Genomic DNA, 18,745 nt, shown 5'->3' on the forward strand with positions numbered 1-18,745 from the left:
GAGATGAATGGTGATTACGTTTTTTAAATCCTTAACAAGCATACAACGGTTAACGTTTAGTTTTATTATTGTTATTATTATCGGGAGCCTTTTGCTCTCTATGCCTATCACGCATTATCCAGACGCACCTGCAACGACCTATCTTGACCATTTATTCAATGTTGTATCCATGGTTTGCGTGACAGGGCTATCGGTCTTTCCCGTAGCCTCTGTTTATAATGGTTTAGGGCAAGTGATTGTGATATTGCTCATGCAAATTGGTGGTTTAGGCTTGGTGACCTTAATTTCTGTCAGTCTTTACCTCATGCGCCGTCGCATGAATTTGTCTGAGCAGCATTTGCTGCAATCTGCACTGAACTATGACAACAGCAATAACTTGCGGCAATATTTGTTTAGCGCTTATAAATTAACCTTAGTGTTTGAGTTGGCAATGGCGGTGGTCTTGCTATTTGACTTCATTCCTCGTTTTGGGGTGGGACATGGGATCTTCAATGCCATCTTTTTATCAGTTTCCGCCTTTTGTAATGCCGGTTTTGACAACCTCGGTGATGCTAGTCTAAGACCTTTTGTTCTCAACCCTTTGATCAATATAGTCCTTGCTATTTTGATTTTCTCAGGTGGGATTGGGTTTGCGGTTTGGCTGGATTTGAGAGATGCCGTCAAACGCTTTTTGACTGACAAGCCTTATCGTTTCACGACTTTTTCACGTTCTTTGAGCAATCAAACACGGCTGGTTTTAGCAACAACAGGGATTGTTTTGCTACTGGGTACCGTCTTGAGCTGGCTCATGGAATACAAAAACCCAAAGACCATCGGGCATTACAATATTTTCCAACAATGGATGGTATCTTTCTTCCAATCCGTTACTATGAGAACGGCTGGTTTTTCAACCATTTCTTATGTCGATACGCATCCTGTTACCAATGTCTTGTATATGCTTCAAATGATTATCGGTGGTGCTCCTGGCGGTACGGCTGGTGGGGTCAAGGTCACTGCAGCTGCTATTACGTTCTTGCTCTTTAAGGCAGAATTAACAGGGCAAACTGAAGTGACCTTCCGCAATCGCGTCATTGCCAACAAGGTCATCAAACAGACCTTTACCATCTTGATTTTCTTTTTCACCATTTTGACGGTAGGTTACATGGCACTCTTGCTCTTTGAACCTCATCACAATCCTTTAGCCCTACTGTTTGAAGCTATTTCTGCTATTGCGACAGTGGGGGTGTCAATGGATTTAACCCCGCAATTGTCAACTGGGGGACGCATTGTCATCATGGTGCTAATGTTTGTGGGGCGTGTCGGTCCCATCACGGTTCTGTTGAGCCTCTTGCAACGTAAGAGAAAAGATATTCATTACGCACAAACAACGATAAATATGGGATAGAAGGAAAAACTATGACGAAAAAAATTATTGGTGTCCTTGGTTTAGGGATTTTTGGTCGCACAGTCGCTGAAGAACTCAGCAAATTTGAACAAGACGTCATCGCCGTGGATTGCAAGGAAAACAGCGTCCAAGACGTGGCAGAATTTGTCAGCAAGGCCGCTGTTGGTGACATCACCGATATTGAATTTTTAAAAGCGGTGGGCATCGCCCAATGTGACAAGGTGGTGATTGCGACAGGAACTAGTTTAGAATCTTCTGTCCTAGCCATCATGCATTGTAAAAAATTAGGGGTCAAAACCATCTTAGCCAAGGCCAAAAATGCCACTTACGAAGAAGTGCTTTATGGCATCGGAGCAACCAAGGTCATCACTCCTGAGCGTGATTCGGGAAAAACCGTTTCCTCAAATATGCTCCGCCACCGCATTGATAACATCGTGCATTTGGAAGATACGGTGTCTATGATTGAATTTTCCATTCCAGATTCTTGGGTGGGTAAAAATCTGATTCAACTAGATTTACGCAACAAATACGACTTGAACTTGATTGGTATTCGCAGAAAAAATCTGACCACGCTTGATACCGATATCAATCCTAGTGAGGTCTTTGAGCCTAATACCAAAGTGGTTGCCATCGCTAGTGACAACACCTTTGAAAAATTCGATTATTTAGGGTATTTGAAATAAAAAAGAATCTTATCACCAGTCCCAAAAGGGCATGATGATAAGATTCTTTTTAGTGCCATGGATTGTAAAAACGGCCACCGTTGAGATGAAAGAGCCAAAGGCTCACTCCAACAATCACGAGCGCCAAGAGAATGGTTAGAAAATCATCTCTGGTTAATTGCTTGTAAGTGTACCAAGTGCGTTTTTTATTTTTCCCAAAACGGCGCAGCGCCATAGCTGTCGATACCGTGTCAATGCGTTCTAGGGAACTAAAGATAATGGGAATGACGATTTGCAGGTTGCCTTTTATGCGCTTAACTAGTGATTCTTTCGAAGACAATTCCAAGCCACGCGCTTCTTGTGACATACGAATCATGTAAAATTCTTCCTGCACATCAGGAATATAACGCAAAGTCAAGCTAATCGCGTAAGCAATTTTATAAGGCACCCCAATCTGATTAAGACTAGAGGCAAATTGGCTGGGATGAGTGGTCATCAAGAACAAGATGGCCAGCGGTACGGTACAAAAATACTTCAAGGCCAAATTAAACAGGTAAAAAAGTTCCTGAGCCGTGAGGTTAAACCGCCCGATGCCTTGCCATAAAATGATCTTGCTACCGTAAATCATTTCCCCGTAATCTGGGGCAAACAGGTAAACCATCAAAACATTTAACAAGGCAAAAACAGCAACAAAGGTGATGACAAAGGACACTTGGTGCCAACGAATGCCCGCCATTTTAAATAGTAAAACCGAAAAAATACCGATAGCCAAAATCAAACGGGTGTCGTAAGTGGTCATGCAGGCAACAGAAACCAAAATAAAGAAAATGAGTTTGCTGGCACCTGACAGGGAGTAGAGAAAACCACGACCACTTTGAAAACCAATCAGGCGATTTGTCATAGCGGATTGCCTCCTTGTTGTTCAATGTAATAATGCGTCAAATCAATGGGGTCCACACCCAAAACCTCAGCCAGCTTAAATAAGCTGGTCTTTTTAAGATTGGCTTGTTTTAAAATAGACGGTTGACTAAATAAGGCGACTGGGGAACAATCTGCAATAATCTGCCCATCACTAATCACCACACTGCGGTCTGAATGTTCCAGCATCAGTTGCATATCATGCGTTATCATCATAATCGTATGCCCTGCTTGGCTCAATTCGTCCAAGAAGGTCATAATCTCAGTATAATTCTTCTTGTCTTGCCCTGCTGTTGGTTCATCCAGCAAGAGAATTTCTGGATTCATCACAAGGACCGAAGCGATGGTGACGCGTTTCTTTTGCCCAAAAGACAAGGCTGAGATAGGCCATTTTCGAAAAGGAAATAAGCCACAGATTTTCAAGGTGTCAAGGACACGCTGCTCCACACTAGCCTCGTCAATCCCACGTAGGCGAAGGCCTAGTGCTACTTCGTCAAAGACCATGGTTTGGCTAATCATTTGATTGGGATTTTGCAAGACATAACCAATCTTTTCAGCACGTTCCTTGATGGAATCAGACATGACGGATTGGCCTTGGTAGAAAATATCCCCATCTGGTGTGATAAATTGGCAGATGGCTTTGGCAAGGGTTGATTTGCCTGAACCGTTCTTGCCGACAATGGCAATGCGTTCCCCCTTGTGGACATCTAGGATCATTCCTTTTAGCACTGGCTGGTCTTTTTGGTAGGCAAAGGTTAGGTTTTGCACACTGAGCAGCGGTGCTTTCGTTGGCTGCTTGTCAGCAAATCCGTGCGACTCCAAGGTGATTTGGGGAAGTTTGAGATCTGCAATGCGTGATAAATTGTCCATGGCTTCAATATCCACACCCAAATCTTTCAAAGCCGTGATGTAAAGCGGTTCGCGGATCCCATTTTCCATCAGCAAATCCGTTTTTAAAAGGCTGTCTGGATCGCCGTCAAAAAGAATGTGTCCGTCATTGACCAAGACAATCTTATCCACAGGTCGGTAAAGCACGTCCTCCAAGCGATGCTCGATAATAATAGTCGTCGCTTCTTCTTCCTTGTGAATGCGGTCAATCAAATCAATGGTTTCCTGACCAGACTTGGGGTCAAGGTTAGCCAAAGGTTCGTCAAATAGCAAAATCGGACTTTCGTCAATCAAGACCCCAGCCAAACTCACGCGCTGCTTTTGCCCACCTGACAAATCTTGTGGACGATGCTGCAAAAAGGCCGTCAAATCCAAGCGCTCCGCCCAAGATTGAACCTTGGACTGCATTTCTGGCAAAGGCACACAGTCATTTTCCAGTGAAAAAGCCAAGTCCTCCGCCACAGTTAAACCGATAAATTGCCCATCTGGATCCTGCAACACAGTGGAAACCAAGCGGGATTTATCATAAACCGATTGGTCAAAAACATCCTGACCATCAATAAGTAGCTGACCTATTTTTTCCCCTTGGTGAATGTTTGGGATAATGCCATTTAAACAATGACCAATAGTGGATTTGCCTGACCCTGAAGCACCTACAATCAAGACCTTTTGACCTTTTTCAATCGTCAAGTCAATGGCCTTTAACGTTGGCTCCGCTTGAACATCGTATTTAAACGTGAAATCCTTAAATTGTATAAAGGGCTTCATATGATTCTCCTAAAAAATAATAAAAGTGGGATGTTGTCATGATTTTACCCATCAATGTGCACCCCACTCCTTCGTTAGCTAAAATAGCTTGTCAGACCATCTAGTCTTTGGTCAAACTGCCTGATTGTGTCCGTGTACGTGAATAGACAGCAAGCAGTAAAGAACCACCGATAGCAATCGTCAAACTATTGATAAAAGCAGATAAAAATCCTTGTGCAAAGACTTTATTGGCTGGTTCGCTGTAAATCAAAATGTCACCATAAGGTGCGATAATCCCCCAGCCCACGACATTCGCAAGAATTTGCACCACATTAAACAAAACGTAATCCTTAGCAGTTAAGGGATTTTTCTCAATATTGATGCGTTTTGACAACAAGCCAATAGCTAGTCCAATCAAGCCACTAACTAAAGCCCAAGTCCACCACGGAGAACCGTATTGAAGGGCGTCTTTTAGGGCGTGTCCGATAAAGGCTGAGAAAAAGCCAACCGTTGGACCATAAATAATCGCAAAGAGGGCAATCACAGCATACTGCAGCTGGATATTCGTGTTTGGAATTGGCGTTGGGATGTTGACTAAAGTCCCGATGATGATAAACAAAGCAGCCCCAATTCCTGTCGCAACAACGGTTTTGATTGATTGATTTGTCATGAACTACCCTCCTAATTTTTTAATTTCGATATGCCAGTTTGAACCCACACCGACATTATAAGCTTTGGCAAAAGAACCTTGGTTAATGGCTAAACCAACACGGTAAAGAGAATTGATATAGAGAATTGGCTGACCAATGCGAACATCCGCAAAAGATTTGCCATAGGTGACTTGATTTTGATAAACCAACATATCGTTGTTGGAAATGGTCACTTCAAAGCGGTCACCAAATTCAGGTTCTAAGGTGTAGAAATCTTCACGTTTGATAGATGTCCACAAAGACCCAAAACGCACATCCAAGATATCCACAGCTCCACAAACAAAATTGTCCCCAATCACCGTTTCAACAACAGGCAATTCGAGCACAGCATCCACGGTCAATTCTGGTCCAACTTCTTCAAAAGTGATGTGCCCGCTGGCTAATTTAGCACCTGTATAGGCATAGACATCACGACCGTGGAAAGTGTAAGAATACTCGGTGTTTTGGCGTCTATTTTTGACTTCTGAAATTTCACGAATAGCCTTGATACCCACATGGGTTTTGATGTACGTCAAGGTACCGTTGTCAGGAGTCACGATGTATTGATTGTTTTCGGTCAAAGCCACCACACTTTTACGTTTTGAGCCAACTCCAGGGTCAACAACAGAGATAAAAGTAGTGCCTTCAGGCCAATATTCCACCGTTTGGAACAAACGGTAAGAGGCTTCAAAAATATTGTAAGGAGTGATTTCGTGCGTTAAATTATGGATTTTCAAAGTTGGGTCTTCTTGCAAAGCTACCCCAACCATAGCCGCAACGGATCCGTCAACCAGACCAAAATCTGATTGCAAAACAAGTAGATGATTTGTCAAAATAGTCTTTTTTCTCCTTTTTGATGTTGCTTTATTTTAACATAAACTAGGGCTATTTTAAAGCAGATTTTCTTTTGGAAGCGCTAGCCATTTGCCAAATAGACAAAAAAAGCCTGAGATAAGCGCTATCTCAGACAGTATTGTTCGTTTTTTCTATTGGTTGGCTTTTCCTTTGCCCCAAACGGATTTTTCTGCCACAGCGGTAAATAAAACGTCGGTTGATGAATTCAAAGCTGTTTCGCAAGAATCTTGTACCACACCGACGATAAAGCCAATGCCGACAACTTCCATGGCAATATCATTTGAAATGCCAAATAAGCTACAAGCAACGGGAATGAGCAACAAAGAACCGCCAGCAACACCTGAAGCCCCACAAGCTGAAATGGCAGATATCACGCTGAGCAAAAAGGCAGTTGGAAAATCAACATGAATCCCCAAGGTATTAACAGCAGCCAAGGTCAAAATATTGATGGTAATCGCTGCACCAGCCATGTTAATCGTTGCTCCCAGCGGAATAGAAACCGAATAAGTGTCCTCATCCAAGCCCAAGTCCTCACACAGTTTCATATTGACAGGAATGTTGGCAGCTGAACTTCTCGTGAAAAAGGCAGTCAAGCCCGATTCACGCAGGCAACGAAAGACCAGCGGATAAGGATTTTCACGAATCATGATAAAGGCGATGAGCGGATTGACCACCAAGGCAACAAAAAGCATGGTACCAACTAAGGTCACAATCAACATCCCATAATTGGCCAAAATCCCAACCCCATTGTCAGAAACGGTTTTAAACACCAAACCTAGAATACCAAACGGCGCTAAATTGATAATCCAACGCACCACTTGTGACGTCACTTCTGCCGTTGTTTGAAGCAATTCTTTGGTTTGTGGGCTGACATTTCGCAAGGCTAGACCAAAAATGACCGCCCAAGCCAAGACCCCGATGTAATTGGCAGAAGCCACGGCATTCACAGGGTTATCCACAATCTTGAGCAACAAGTCCTTAAAGACCTGTGCAATCCCTTCTGGTGCCGATAAATTGCTATCACTCACGCCGTCTAAAGTCAAAGTTAGCGGGAAAAGGTAGTTGACCATAACGGCCACAAGGGCTGCCGCCAAGGTCCCAATCAGATAAAGTCCGATAACGGTGGACATATTGGTTCGCTTACCTCTTTCGTGTTGTGACAAGGCATTTGCCACCAAAGCAAAAACAAGCAAAGGCGCAATAGCTTTCAAACCACCAACAAATAAATCTCCCAACAGACCGATGACACTCACCTTAGGAATCAGCATTCCCAAAAGCAAACCAAGCACCACCCCGATGACAATGCGTTTGATTAAACTGGTCCTATTCCAAACACTGATAAAATGTCTCATAGAAACTCCCTTCATAACGAAATAACTTTCTTATCATAATATAAAACAAGGGCTTCGTCAAACGATGCTTGCCTCTCATACCCCATTTTGCAATTGCCAATTCACGACTATTGACGGTTAAGAATCCGTTCGATATAATAATTGTCAGACATTTCTCTAAATTATAATTGTCTCAACTTTAATATATCTCTTAACGAGGAGGAGATTATGAAAACCTTTAAAAATATCTATGTCATCATAGGATTTATGTTATTTGCTCTGTTTTTTGGGGCAGCTAACTTGATTTACCCAGCCTTTTTAGGGATTTACTCTGGAAGCAATTTGGCGCTTGCCATTATCGGCTTTTGCTTGACTGGAGTTACTTTGCCATTGCTGGGTGTGGTGGCTGTTGCACGCTCTGGGGCGAGTGACGTGGAGGACTTCGTTCGACCTGTTTCAAAACGCTATGCCCTGCTCTTTTCAATTGCCCTTTACCTTTCAATTGGTCCCTTCTTTGCTATTCCAAGAACGGGGGCAACATCATTCTCAGTTGGTATCCAACCCATCTTTGGTGACAATCTCATTGCCAAAATCGTTTATGGTTTGCTCTTCTTTGGTTTATCTTACCTCTTGGCGATCAGACCAAGCAAAATCGCAGACCGTATTGGGAAATATTTGACGCCTGCTCTTTTGATTATCATTGCTGTTTTGGTGGTGGCTTCCTTTATCAAACCAGCTGGTGATATTGGAGTAGCTCACAATGCAGCTAATGACATCAGCAATGCTTTCAAAGATGTGCCATTTGTCGCTGGACTTATCCAAGGTTACGGTACCATGGACGCCCTTGCTTCACTAGCCTTTGCCATTATCGTTATTGATGCCAGCAAGCAACACGGTGCTAAGACTCAATCTGAAGTCGCTGGACTAACCTTCAAATCAGGTATCATTGCTACTGTTCTTTTGGCACTTATCTACATCTTTGTGGCACGCATCGGGGCAACATCACAAAGCCTTTTTAGCTTTACTGATGGTCAATTCATGCTTAACGGTGCCCCTGTTGACGGTGGAAATGTTCTTAGTCAGTCAGCGCATTTTTACCTTGGTAATATCGGACAAGTGGTATTAGCCTTGGCTATTTTCCTAGCTTGTTTGACAACAGCAACAGGACTTATCACAGCTTGTGCGGAGTACTTCCATAAATTGCAACCAAAAGTATCGCACGTTAGCTGGGCAACCATCTTTACCTTGATTGCTTTAGTCTTTTACTTCGGTGGCTTATCTGAACTCATCAAATGGTCACTCCCTGTGCTTTACCTTCTTTACCCATTAACAATCGCTATCGTTCTCTTGGTGCTTTGCTCTAAATTCTTCCAAAATAGCCCGATTGTCTATCGCTTGACAATCGCATTCACCATGATTCCTGCTCTTTACGATGCTTTATCTACCCTTTCAGCCATGACTGGTTTGTTTAACCTACCAAACGGAGTGGTATACTTCTTTACCAGCGTTGTCCCACTTGGTCAATTCTCAATGGGTTGGATTAGCTTTGCCGTCGTTGGATTTATCCTTGGCGTCATCGTTCAAAGAGTTCAAAAAAATTAACCTGCTAACACCCAAGCTAAAGGCGCTTGGGTGTTTTTGTGTGCATCAAAAAAGAAGATGCCAAGCACCTTCTTTTTATTTGTGGCTTAATTTATTGGTCAGGAAATCTCCGATAAATTGAATCAAGAAAATCAAAATGAGAATGAGTAAGGTTGCCACCAAGGTCACATCGGTATTTGAACGGTTGTAACCATAGTAAATGGCAATGTAACCAAGTCCTCCAGCACCGATAGCACCAGCCATAGCCGTTTCTCCGACAAGTGAAATCAAGGTCACTGTTGACACGCGAATAAGGTCTGGCAACCCTTCGCTTAGGTAAACCTTAATAATATCCCAAAGAGTTGCTCCTGAGGCCTGAGCAGCTTCAATCACCCCTTGGTCAAGTTCAGCCAAGACCACCTGTACCTGACGAGCAAAGAAAGGAAAGGTCGCTGCTGATAGAGGTACTAAAGCAGCTGTCATACCAAGGTTTGTCCCTACAATCCAGTAAGTCACTGGGGCAATAATCGCTAGCAAAATAATGAACGGAATGGCACGGAAAACAGATGTGATTTTATCTAGAATTTGAAATGCCACCTTGTTTTCGATGACCCCATTGGGTCCTGTTAACACCAAAAACAAGCCAACAATCAATCCTAAAAGCCCACCCACGACAAAAGAAATACTTGTCATGTAAAGGGTCGCGTAAATCGCGTCTGGCCAAGAATTCGTTCCCTCCCAGCCAATGCGGTAAACATTTGGTAAGTAGGTTTCAATCCATTCTGTCATTTAAGCACCTCGTTTCAAAACAGTCAAATCAATTCCAGCTTTTACAATCGCTTTTTGGGCTCCCATAAGGGCATCAGGCTCACCTGATAAGACCACAATCATCTCACCCACTGGAGTATCCGCCAAGATTTCGATATTCCCATAAAGGATATTTGCCGTTACTTCAAACTCTTTGTAAATTTGATTAAGGATAGGCTCATCAGTTGACCTTCCTGAGTATTTTAATTGCACCAATAAATCATTTTTTGGCAAGGTTTGGATGAAGTCTTGTTTTTCGATTTTCACCAAAGCTTCATCAATGCCCGTAGCCGTTTTGATAAATTCTTGGGTCAAAGCTTCTTTTGGACTAGTAAAAATGTCCAAAACAGAACCCTCTTCAATCAAATGCCCATTTTGCATCACGGCAACACGGTGGCAAATGTCTTTCACAATTTGCATTTCGTGCGTAATCATCACAACCGTCAAGCCCAATTTTTGGTTCAAATCTTGCAACAAGGTCAAAATTTGCTTGGTGGTTTTAGGGTCTAAGGCCGAGGTTGATTCGTCTGAAATCAAGATTTCAGGGTCATTTGCCAAGGCACGCGCAATCGCCACACGCTGTTTTTGACCACCCGATAATTGTGACGGGTAATTCTCCGCACGCTCTGACAAGCCGACCAACTCCAACAATTCCGACACTTTTTTGTCTTTTTCTTCTTTAGACAAAGATGAATGTCTAAGGGCAAAAGCCACATTTTGACGCGCCGTTTTTTGAGACATCAAATTGAAATGTTGGAAAATCATTCCAATTTTTTGGCGTTTTTGGCGTAATTTAGCTCCTTTTAACTGCACCTGACCATCTGAAAAGGTCACATCATCTCCAATGGTAATTGTACCAGACGTTGGTGGTTGTAGCAGGTTAATCGTACGCACTAAAGTCGATTTTCCTGCACCTGAATACCCAACGATACCATAGATATTGCCCTTGTTAATCGTGATAGAAACGTCTTTCACCGCTTCAATGGTGCGTCTTTTCTGATAAAAGGTAATGTCAATATTTTCTAGTTTAATAATGGGTTTTGTCATAACTCTTAATTAACTCCTCAATCATCTCAATGTGGGTGTAGTAATCAGCTAATTTTACATTTTCATCGCCAGCATGGTCGCTACTATTTGGATTACCAATTCCAAATGCCGCAATTGGAACTTCCAAGGCTTCAAAGATTTGGTGCATTGGGCCTGTTCCCGCAGTGGTTGGCAAGACAGATACTCCATTTGGTGAAAATGCCTTGGCAATCTCGATGACATTTAAAATAGCAGGGTCTGACATATCGCTACGATAAGCCTTTTCACCCAAGGTGTAAATCAATTCCACTTGTTCAAAACCGTGTTTGTCCAAATGCTTTCTAATGTGAGCAAGGGTTTCTTTTGGATCCAAGCCAGGTACCAAGCGAACTTCCATCTTAGATCTTGCTTTTGATGGTAAAATCGTTTTAACCCCTTGCCCTTGATAGCCTGACGTTATGCCTTCAATGGTAATAGCAGGCTCAAAAAAGACGGTTTTCACTAATGATTCTGTATCTTTGGTCAATAGCGGCAAGGTCAATCCATACAAGTCCTGCAAACGCTCAGGGTCTAAATTAGCGTGCTCCAAAGCCAATTGCCACTCTCGTTCATTTGGCGGTGTCACCTGGTCGTAAATGCCATCCACTAGCAAGCGTCCCTCATCATCTCGTAAGGATGTAATCGCCTTGAGCAAGTACCACGTTGCTGTATCAATCACCGCACCAAATTTCGAATGAATATCAATTTTCGCTGAATCCACGACCATATCAAAGGTCACAATGCCCTTGGTTCCACCTGAAATCTCGATTTGTCCTTTAGCATTTGAAATGCCTTGTTCCCAAACCAACAAATCCGCACCACGCAATTCATCAGCATATTTTTCCAGGTACGTTTCTAAACCAACAGAAGCCGATTCTTCTGCCCCTTCCATGAGAAAAATCACATTGACAGGTAAATCACCGTGCTGACGACGGTACTTTTGAACGGCAGTCAAACGCGCGGTAATGTGTCCTTTGTCATCATCCACACCGCGACCGTACATATACCCATCACGAACCGTCAATTCAAATGGATTGGATGTCCACGGTTGGTCATCATCAGCAGGCACCGTATCATAATGATTGTAAAAAATGATGGTTTTAGCTTCAGGATGACTACTCTTAAATCGAGCCAAAACCAGCGGTGCCGTACAGATATCGTCAATTGTCACCTCAGCACCAGCTTCTGTAAACAACTGCCCCAACTCACCCGCAACCTCAGCCAAACCAATCTGTTGAGCGAAGATGGATTTTTTGGCAATCAAACGCCCCAGCGCTTCAAAATAATACTGTGTGAGTTCATCTTGATAAAATTTTTCTAATTGCTCATTTTCGTTTACGACCATTTTGCTACCTTTCACAACGCTCACATTTTACTCAGAAATACCGCCTACAAAGAAAATCGGTGTGTTAAGAACACACCTGATTCTTATCTTTTGGCTCATTCATTTGATGATGACGATTCAGAAGTTGATGATGTTTTAGCACCTTTCCAAGCAGGAATATCGATACCGTTTGATGCTTTTTCGATTTCCTTACCAACTTCATCTGTTTGATAAACAGATACCAAAGTTTCAATGGCGTCAGCCTTGTCTGATTTCTTCCAATCTTTTTGGGCTGCAATCACGTTAATCCATTGGTCTGAATTATCATCGATTGGTTCTGTGTAAAGAGTTGTATCATAGTTAACATTTGCAGATTGGGCATAAGAGTTGTTGATAACTGCCGCATCTACTGAGTTAAGTGTTGAAGCTGTTTGTGCAGCATCCACTTCTTTGATATCCAAATTCTTTGGATTTGATGAAATGTTTTTGATAGTTGCCAACTCATTACCTGAAACATCCAATTTAATCAAACCAGCTGATTGAAGCAAGTAAAGGGCACGGCTTTCGTTTGACGCATCGTTTGGCACTGAGATAGTCGCTTTATCTGGAATATCTACAACATCTGTGTACTTAGCATCACCGTTATTTTTTGTTCCTGAGAACAAACGGATTGGGCTAAGAAAGGTATCAGCTACTTCAACGATAGTGCCGTCATTTTCTTTGTTCCAGTTACTCAAGAAATATTTGTGTTGGAAGGCGTTGACATCAATTTCCCCATTTTGAAGGGCTTCGTTTGGTTGGTTGTAATCTGTAAACTCAACCAATTTGATTTTAACACCTTTCTTTTCAGCCAATTCTGTGATTTCATCCCAAACAGGTTCTGTGCTATCATCCAATGTCATGATTCCAACTTTAAGTGTTGAGTCATCTGATGCTGATTTTGAGTTGCCTCCGCAAGCTGCCAATAAAACTGTTGATGCTGCAATCACACCTGCTAATCCAAATATCTTTTTCAATTTCATATCTATATCCTCTTTCATTTACTAAGTGATTTTATTGTATCCTATTTGGATATAGGTTTCAAATTGTTATTAACAAGTATTCTTTATAGTTTAAAACTATAACCACATTTTAATGAGAGGTTGGCAATTTCAAATCATCTGCACTTGGAGTGTAGTCGCCACCAAGGTATTGTTCTGCCAATTTAGACAAGGTACCATTTTCTTGTAAGGTTTTAAGACGTTTGTTGACGTAAGTTTGCAAGTCTTTTTGGTCATCACCGAAAATGAAGTAGATGTAAGGTTGGTCATCTGATTTCAAATCAATGGTCTTCAAGTTTGTTAATTGTTGGTTTTTGATAACTGTATTAACTGTTGGGGCGTCAAAAATCTTGAAGTCATACTTGCCATCGTTCAAGTTAGTCAACATTTGAGTAATGTTTTCGTTAGTATAATTGATGTCAACGGTGTCGTTACTGTGTTCTTGGTTGTATTTTTCCAATTGTGCAGCAGTTGTTGTCCCTTGAACCACTTGGGTTGAGTGACCACCAATATCATCGTAAGAGGTGATTTTACTATCATTTGGCACAACTAAAACAGATGGGGTTGAGCCGATAGGGTAAGAGAAGAGGTACTTATTGGCACGTTCTTTAGTGTAGCTGATATTGTTACCAGCCATTTGGTATTTGCCTGAGTCAATCCCTGTAAAAATAGATGCCCACTCGGTTTTCTTGAAAGTGACCTTGTATTTGTCAGAATCCTTAAAGACCGCTTTGGCAACTTCGATATCGTATCCTGTCAATTCTCCGTTGTCTTCATATGAGAATGGGGCCGTTGTTCCGACAGTCGCAAAGACCACTTCTTCTTTACCGCTTGATTTTTTAGAGGATGATTGTGACGAGCAAGCCGCTAAAACAAGGCTTGAGGCCAAAACCACACTTGTCACACCTAATGCTTTTTTCCAAAATGTCATATCCATAACTTCCTTTCCTTTTTTAAGACGCTTTTATCTTAACACCACTCTCGCTAGATAACAATTGATTTGATTGCAAGAAAAATAAGAAAAAGCCGCCTTCATCAGCTTTGTACTTATAATGTTTGAACCAAATAATGAAATAAGTTGCGGCTCTCCGTTCTGTCTAGCAACAACTCAGGATGCCACTGAATGCCTAAAATGGGAGCACCTTTCTTGCTTTCATAAGCTTCAATCGTGCCATCACGTGTATCACGCGCCGTCGCAACCAAGTCAGGTGCCAACTCTTTAACGCTTTGGCGATGAAAGGAATTAATCCAAGCACCTGATTTGACCAAATGGCTCACACGACTGTTGGGAACAACTGACACTTCATGTGAGGTACCTTCAACGTCTTCTTGCCAATGATTGTCTATGTTTTGATTCAAGGTACCGCCTAATGCTACATTTAGCAGCTGCATGCCTCGGCAAACCGCAAAAATAGGTTTTCTTTGACGCAAGGCTTCTTTAATCAAAGCCAATTCAAATTCATCACGTTCCAAAAAGTAATCGTCACTGTCGATAGTCTTTTCTTCACCGTAAAATGCTGGTGTCACATTTTGACCGCCAGATAAAATCAGCTTATCAATCATATCAATGTAAGCTTTAGCAAGAGCTGGGCTCCCAACTGGAATGATAACAGGAACGCCACCAGCAGCGGTAACGCCTTCAGATAAATGACGCGACACCGTATCAAAACGAATGCCTGACATCTCTGGTATTTCTTTTTCATTTCCTGTAATCCCAACAATGACTTGCTTCATTTAACATCCTCTCCTTCCTTTATTTGAGATTCGCTCATTACAATAACCCTATTTTAGACCAAAACGCCACGCTTTTCCAATAGATTTTTATTATCACTCAGATAACAGAAAGCTATCACTCAAAACGAAAAAGACAGTCAGTAATAAGAACTGACTATCTTTTGTGGTGTTTGTGGTGTATAGATTAAAAATCAGCAACGTTGTGGTAAACTTTTTGCACGTCCTCGTCATCTTCAAGAACGTCAATTAGTTTTTCAAAGACTTCAAGGTCTTCACCATCAAGAGTGACTTCTGATTGTGGAATCATTTCAAGCTCAGTCACTTTGAATTCGTCAATACCGTTGGCACGCAAAGCTTCGATACCTTTGTGAAGGTCAGTTGGTGCTGTGTAAACTGTTACCACACCATCCTCTGCTTCAACATCCTCAACGTCAACGTCTGCTTCAAGCAATTGTTCAAAAACAGCATCGGCATCGTCACCGTCAAACACGATAACCCCTTTTTTGTCAAAAAGGTATGATACAGAACCTGCTGCTCCCATGTTACCACCGTTTTTACCAAATGCTGAACGGAGGTTAGCAGCTGTACGGTTAACGTTACTTGTCAAAGTGTCTACGATAATCATTGAACCATTTGGTCCAAAGCCTTCGTAACGTCCTTCAACGAAGGTTTCGTCTGTATTACCTTTTGCTTTATCAATGGCGCGGTCGATAACGTGTTTTGGCACTTGGGCTTGTTTTGCACGCTCAAGTACAAATTTCAAAGCTGAGTTTGATTCTGGATCTGGTTCACCTTTTTTAGCAGCAACATAGATTTCAACACCAAATTTAGCGTAAACTTTTGAGTTAGCACCATCTTTGGCAGTTTTTTTGGCAACAATATTGGCCCACTTACGTCCCATGGGTATTCTCCTTTGTAAAGATTATTATTTGTTTTAGCATAGTTAATTAATGATTGGCTACAAAATAGCCAAATATCAAACTACTGAACTAGCAAAAGCTAAATTCGTAATCCTTTTTATTATAGCACTTTGACAAGGCTGTGTAAAATGGGGATGGAAAATTAGAAGAGAAAACTGAGCTCAACAAAAGCTCAGTCTTTTTATTTATTTTGTAAGCGCTTATTTCTCGATTCTAATCGGCACTTTTCCCCAAGTTTGTTCTTGAAGTTGTGGATTTCCAAGCTGATAGACTTGGTCAGCTTGTTGCGTCACCGCATCCCACGGTTTGGCACCGATTCGAGCGACGATATCCACAGACTTTTTCACCGTTTTAAGGTGTTTTTGCCCTTTTTCGGTAAATCCGAGCACATGTACCGCTTCTGGCAATGGCTTTTCCACAGCTCCGACCAAGATATAAGCCAAAATGCGGCGGATTCGAGCCTTCGTGTAGCGTTTTGTGGCGACTTTATCCACCAATTCGTCCACAGTCGCTACGCTCCGAATAGCAGAGCGGATACGGCTGGCTAACTCTTCATTTACCTGGAAAACCCCTGTCAAATCAGGATTTGTCACGATTTGGTACTTGAGCAATTGGAAATAATTCTCCCAAGTCACTTGAGGGGCGCCTAGGAAAAGGTCAGCTTGCGGCATGAATTTATCCACAAAATCCTTGTCTTGTCTGTGGATACGCAGATTTGTCGCGGAAGCAAATGCGACATCTGTCTCAAGCGAGTGATAACCAGCTCCCTGACGCATGATTGGGCTAAGATTGATTGATTTTCCTACGCAAGCTTTGGCATAAGAAAGCCCCAAAATATGATTTGGCGTGTTGCCTGTGAAGTTGACACCAGCAAATGTCTCCCACATTTTCTGCGTTTTCTGTGGATAAGACAAATTATCTGGCAAATTTTGCAAGTAATCCACCATTTTCTGTTGATTATCCGCATAAATCTGTGAAAAGTGTTGATAATCCAGATTTTCTTCCGTTCCAAATGCTAAGTTATCCACACCAAGGCGCTCTAAAATGTCCACCGCACCCTGCGCAAAGTAGTCCGCTGACTGAACAGCCACCAAAAATGGCAGCTCAACCACCAAATCAGCACCACATTTCAGAGCCATTTCCGCGCGCGTCCATTTGTCCACAACCGCAGGCTCGCCACGCTGCACAAAATTCCCAGACATGGCAACAATCTTCAAACCCTCAGCCTGTGACAGCAAATAACAATGTCCATTATGAAAAGGATTAAACTCAGCAACGATACCAGTGATAGTCATGTTGTGCTCCTAAACTACGATTTTAACAGTTCTACTATTATAGCATACTTAGGTATAATGAGAAACACTAAAAATATCGATTTGTTAATTGTCCATTTGAAGCTGAACAACCATTTCTTGAACTAATTTTGATACTTCGTCCAAACTGACAGCAAACCATTCATTGACTGTAATTTCTTTTCCTGATGCTGATATAAGAGAAAGCTCTAAACGCTTATCAGCCAGAGCATGATGCAGGTAAGTTTCAACTTTTCTGGCATCTATATTCTGAATTTCATAACTTGTAACTAATTTTACAGGTGAGTATAAATACGTTGATTCATTTTCAGTATTCGATAATCTCTTTGTAATATCTTTTGCGTAGCCAATCTTATAAAGATTTTCCATTTTTAAGAAACGTTCATCTTTTCCAGCATACTTAACAACATAAATATATCCTGTCGTGATATGCTTCTCACCCATAATCTCCAAATCTTCGATTTTTTCAGTTACCAAACGACCATTTCTTTTTTTATCATAAAGAGAAGATACTAAACTAAGAAGCCAAATAAAGTTTTCAGTACCATTTTCATACACTGTATGAACTTTGTACTTTCTGTCTGTACTTTCTGATACTTCTTGACCTGTCTCAGGATTATAAATTTTATCCACGTACAGCATTACACCATTATCAATATAGAAATTTCCTTGTTTAATCGGACTCTTTTGACTAATTTCAACATCTGAAATATTACGTATTTGACGACTACCATCTGCCAAATCAGCCCTAACAGCCATAAAAAGATTTTTATAATAACTAAAATGATTTCCCATAGATTTACGCTGATGAGACTTGGTTTTGACACTAACAGTTCTTTTATATCTTTTTGAATCAAAAAGTTTACTATCTAATTCTAGACCTTCAAAAAGGCTGTCATCAGATAAAATATCATCTAAATCATCGAACATAAAATCCTCCTTCTAATAGATTTTCAAACTAAAAATCGAATTATTCAGTGTAGAGAAGCTACGACGGTGGTTCCAATACTTCCTAGGAGGTGGTGCCTATGATAATAGACACAAAATCTGTTGGAAAAGAGGAACATTTTTGTCTGTTGCTGATGCACTACTAGTCATGATTGCTTTTGCAAGTTTCTTGTAGACTTGATTGGCTTAGTAATAGTCATCATAACACTTAAAGACAAATAAAATACCGTCATTGCTTTGGGACAGCTGACGGTATTTTGTACTTAAAACTGTAAATCACCGAAATGGCTCTACGATGGAGCTGGATAATTATCTAGCTCCTTTTTTGTAGTCTCAGTGTATCAAAATGATAATCATCTGTCAAAAGATTACTTTTTCAGTAATCCAAAAACATCATAGTTTAGGTATTTTGACCAGTCTTCAGGTTTATTTCGAATGCCTTTGAGTCGTGAATATAATTTTCGTTCTTTCATATTACGCGACTTGGTCGGTTCTTTGCCATTCTCCCTGACCCATTCAACAATTTCTTGAAATTTTTC

General features: G+C 41.5%; 16 protein-coding genes and 2 pseudogenes. 3 read left to right on the forward strand and 15 right to left on the reverse strand.

Annotation, left to right across the window (positions count from 1 at the left end; all coding sequences use genetic code 11):
• The first annotated feature begins 7 nt into the window (after positions 1-7).
• Positions 8-1,384: a TrkH family potassium uptake protein gene (locus B3473_RS02480; protein WP_235280844.1), complete on the forward strand. Its 1,377-nt coding sequence runs from the start codon at positions 8-10 to the stop codon at positions 1,382-1,384.
• A gap of 11 nt (positions 1,385-1,395) precedes the next feature.
• Complete coding sequence (gene ktrA, locus B3473_RS02485) at positions 1,396-2,067, forward strand: potassium uptake transporter gating subunit KtrA (protein ID WP_154454770.1); 672 nt, start codon at positions 1,396-1,398, stop codon at positions 2,065-2,067.
• A 49-nt stretch (positions 2,068-2,116) separates the two neighbouring features.
• On the opposite strand, the gene B3473_RS02490 is transcribed toward ktrA, so the two are convergent.
• The 6 genes and pseudogenes from B3473_RS02490 to sstT all read right to left on the reverse strand — a co-directional run bounded on the left by B3473_RS02490 (position 2,117) and on the right by sstT (position 7,495).
• The gene (locus B3473_RS02490) at positions 2,117-2,947 is read right to left on the reverse strand and encodes an energy-coupling factor transporter transmembrane component T family protein (RefSeq protein WP_154454771.1); all 831 of its coding nucleotides are present in this window, start codon (positions 2,945-2,947) and stop codon (positions 2,117-2,119) included.
• Positions 2,944-3,741 (reverse strand): annotated as a pseudogene (locus B3473_RS07335) (energy-coupling factor ABC transporter ATP-binding protein); the annotation flags it as partial. The gene B3473_RS02490 and the pseudogene B3473_RS07335, both read right to left, overlap by 4 nt.
• Before the next feature lie 33 nt (positions 3,742-3,774).
• Positions 3,775-4,620, reverse strand: a pseudogene (locus B3473_RS07340) (DUF3744 domain-containing protein); the annotation flags it as partial.
• Positions 4,621-4,720: 100 nt separating this feature from the next.
• Positions 4,721-5,269, reverse strand: a complete 549-nt coding sequence (locus tag B3473_RS02500) for an ECF-type riboflavin transporter substrate-binding protein (RefSeq protein WP_154454773.1) — start codon at positions 5,267-5,269, stop codon at positions 4,721-4,723.
• Between the two features lie 3 nt (positions 5,270-5,272).
• Positions 5,273-6,121 carry an SAM hydrolase/SAM-dependent halogenase family protein gene (locus B3473_RS02505; RefSeq protein ID WP_264879481.1) on the reverse strand — a complete coding sequence of 283 codons (849 nt, stop codon included), beginning with the start codon at positions 6,119-6,121 and terminating at the stop codon, positions 5,273-5,275.
• 153 nt (positions 6,122-6,274) lie between these two features.
• Positions 6,275-7,495: a serine/threonine transporter SstT gene (sstT, locus tag B3473_RS02510; RefSeq protein ID WP_293651149.1), complete on the reverse strand. Its 1,221-nt coding sequence runs from the start codon at positions 7,493-7,495 to the stop codon at positions 6,275-6,277.
• 207 nt (positions 7,496-7,702) lie between these two features.
• Between sstT and brnQ the strand changes: the two genes are divergently transcribed.
• Entirely contained in the window at positions 7,703-9,076 is a 1,374-nt protein-coding gene (gene brnQ, locus B3473_RS02515) for a branched-chain amino acid transport system II carrier protein (protein ID WP_154454776.1), read from the forward strand.
• A 75-nt stretch (positions 9,077-9,151) separates the two neighbouring features.
• Here brnQ and B3473_RS02520 read toward each other — a convergent pair whose 3' ends face one another.
• From B3473_RS02520 to B3473_RS02560, 9 genes are all read right to left on the reverse strand, one after another.
• Positions 9,152-9,844 (reverse strand): methionine ABC transporter permease, encoded by a 693-nt coding sequence (locus B3473_RS02520; RefSeq protein ID WP_168260398.1) that lies wholly within the window; start codon positions 9,842-9,844, stop codon positions 9,152-9,154.
• Positions 9,845-10,909 carry a methionine ABC transporter ATP-binding protein gene (locus B3473_RS02525; RefSeq protein WP_154454778.1) on the reverse strand — a complete coding sequence of 355 codons (1,065 nt, stop codon included), beginning with the start codon at positions 10,907-10,909 and terminating at the stop codon, positions 9,845-9,847.
• Entirely contained in the window at positions 10,890-12,272 is a 1,383-nt protein-coding gene (locus B3473_RS02530) for a M20/M25/M40 family metallo-hydrolase (protein ID WP_154454779.1), read from the reverse strand. The genes B3473_RS02525 and B3473_RS02530 overlap by 20 nt, the downstream gene beginning before the upstream one ends.
• 95 nt (positions 12,273-12,367) lie before the next feature.
• Positions 12,368-13,273, reverse strand: a complete 906-nt coding sequence (locus B3473_RS02535) for a MetQ/NlpA family ABC transporter substrate-binding protein (protein ID WP_154454780.1) — start codon at positions 13,271-13,273, stop codon at positions 12,368-12,370.
• 109 nt (positions 13,274-13,382) lie between these two features.
• The gene (locus tag B3473_RS02540; protein ID WP_204984316.1) at positions 13,383-14,222 is read right to left on the reverse strand and encodes an amino acid ABC transporter substrate-binding protein; all 840 of its coding nucleotides are present in this window, start codon (positions 14,220-14,222) and stop codon (positions 13,383-13,385) included.
• 116 nt (positions 14,223-14,338) lie between these two features.
• Positions 14,339-15,025 (reverse strand): gamma-glutamyl-gamma-aminobutyrate hydrolase family protein, encoded by a 687-nt coding sequence (locus B3473_RS02545; protein ID WP_235280842.1) that lies wholly within the window; start codon positions 15,023-15,025, stop codon positions 14,339-14,341.
• Between the two features lie 184 nt (positions 15,026-15,209).
• A complete protein-coding gene (locus B3473_RS02550) occupies positions 15,210-15,926 on the reverse strand; it encodes a YebC/PmpR family DNA-binding transcriptional regulator (protein ID WP_154454783.1) in 717 nt (238 codons plus the stop codon).
• 219 nt (positions 15,927-16,145) lie between these two features.
• Positions 16,146-17,240 (reverse strand): nucleotidyltransferase, encoded by a 1,095-nt coding sequence (locus B3473_RS02555; RefSeq protein WP_293651151.1) that lies wholly within the window; start codon positions 17,238-17,240, stop codon positions 16,146-16,148.
• A gap of 84 nt (positions 17,241-17,324) precedes the next feature.
• Positions 17,325-18,188, reverse strand: coding sequence for a GIY-YIG nuclease family protein (locus B3473_RS02560; protein WP_235300331.1), 864 nt, complete (start codon positions 18,186-18,188; stop codon positions 17,325-17,327).
• Positions 18,189-18,745: the final 557 nt, after the last annotated feature.

Source organism: Streptococcus sp. UBA632 (assembly GCF_002300045.1).
Taxonomy (GTDB): Bacteria; Bacillota; Bacilli; order Lactobacillales; family Streptococcaceae; genus Streptococcus; species Streptococcus alactolyticus.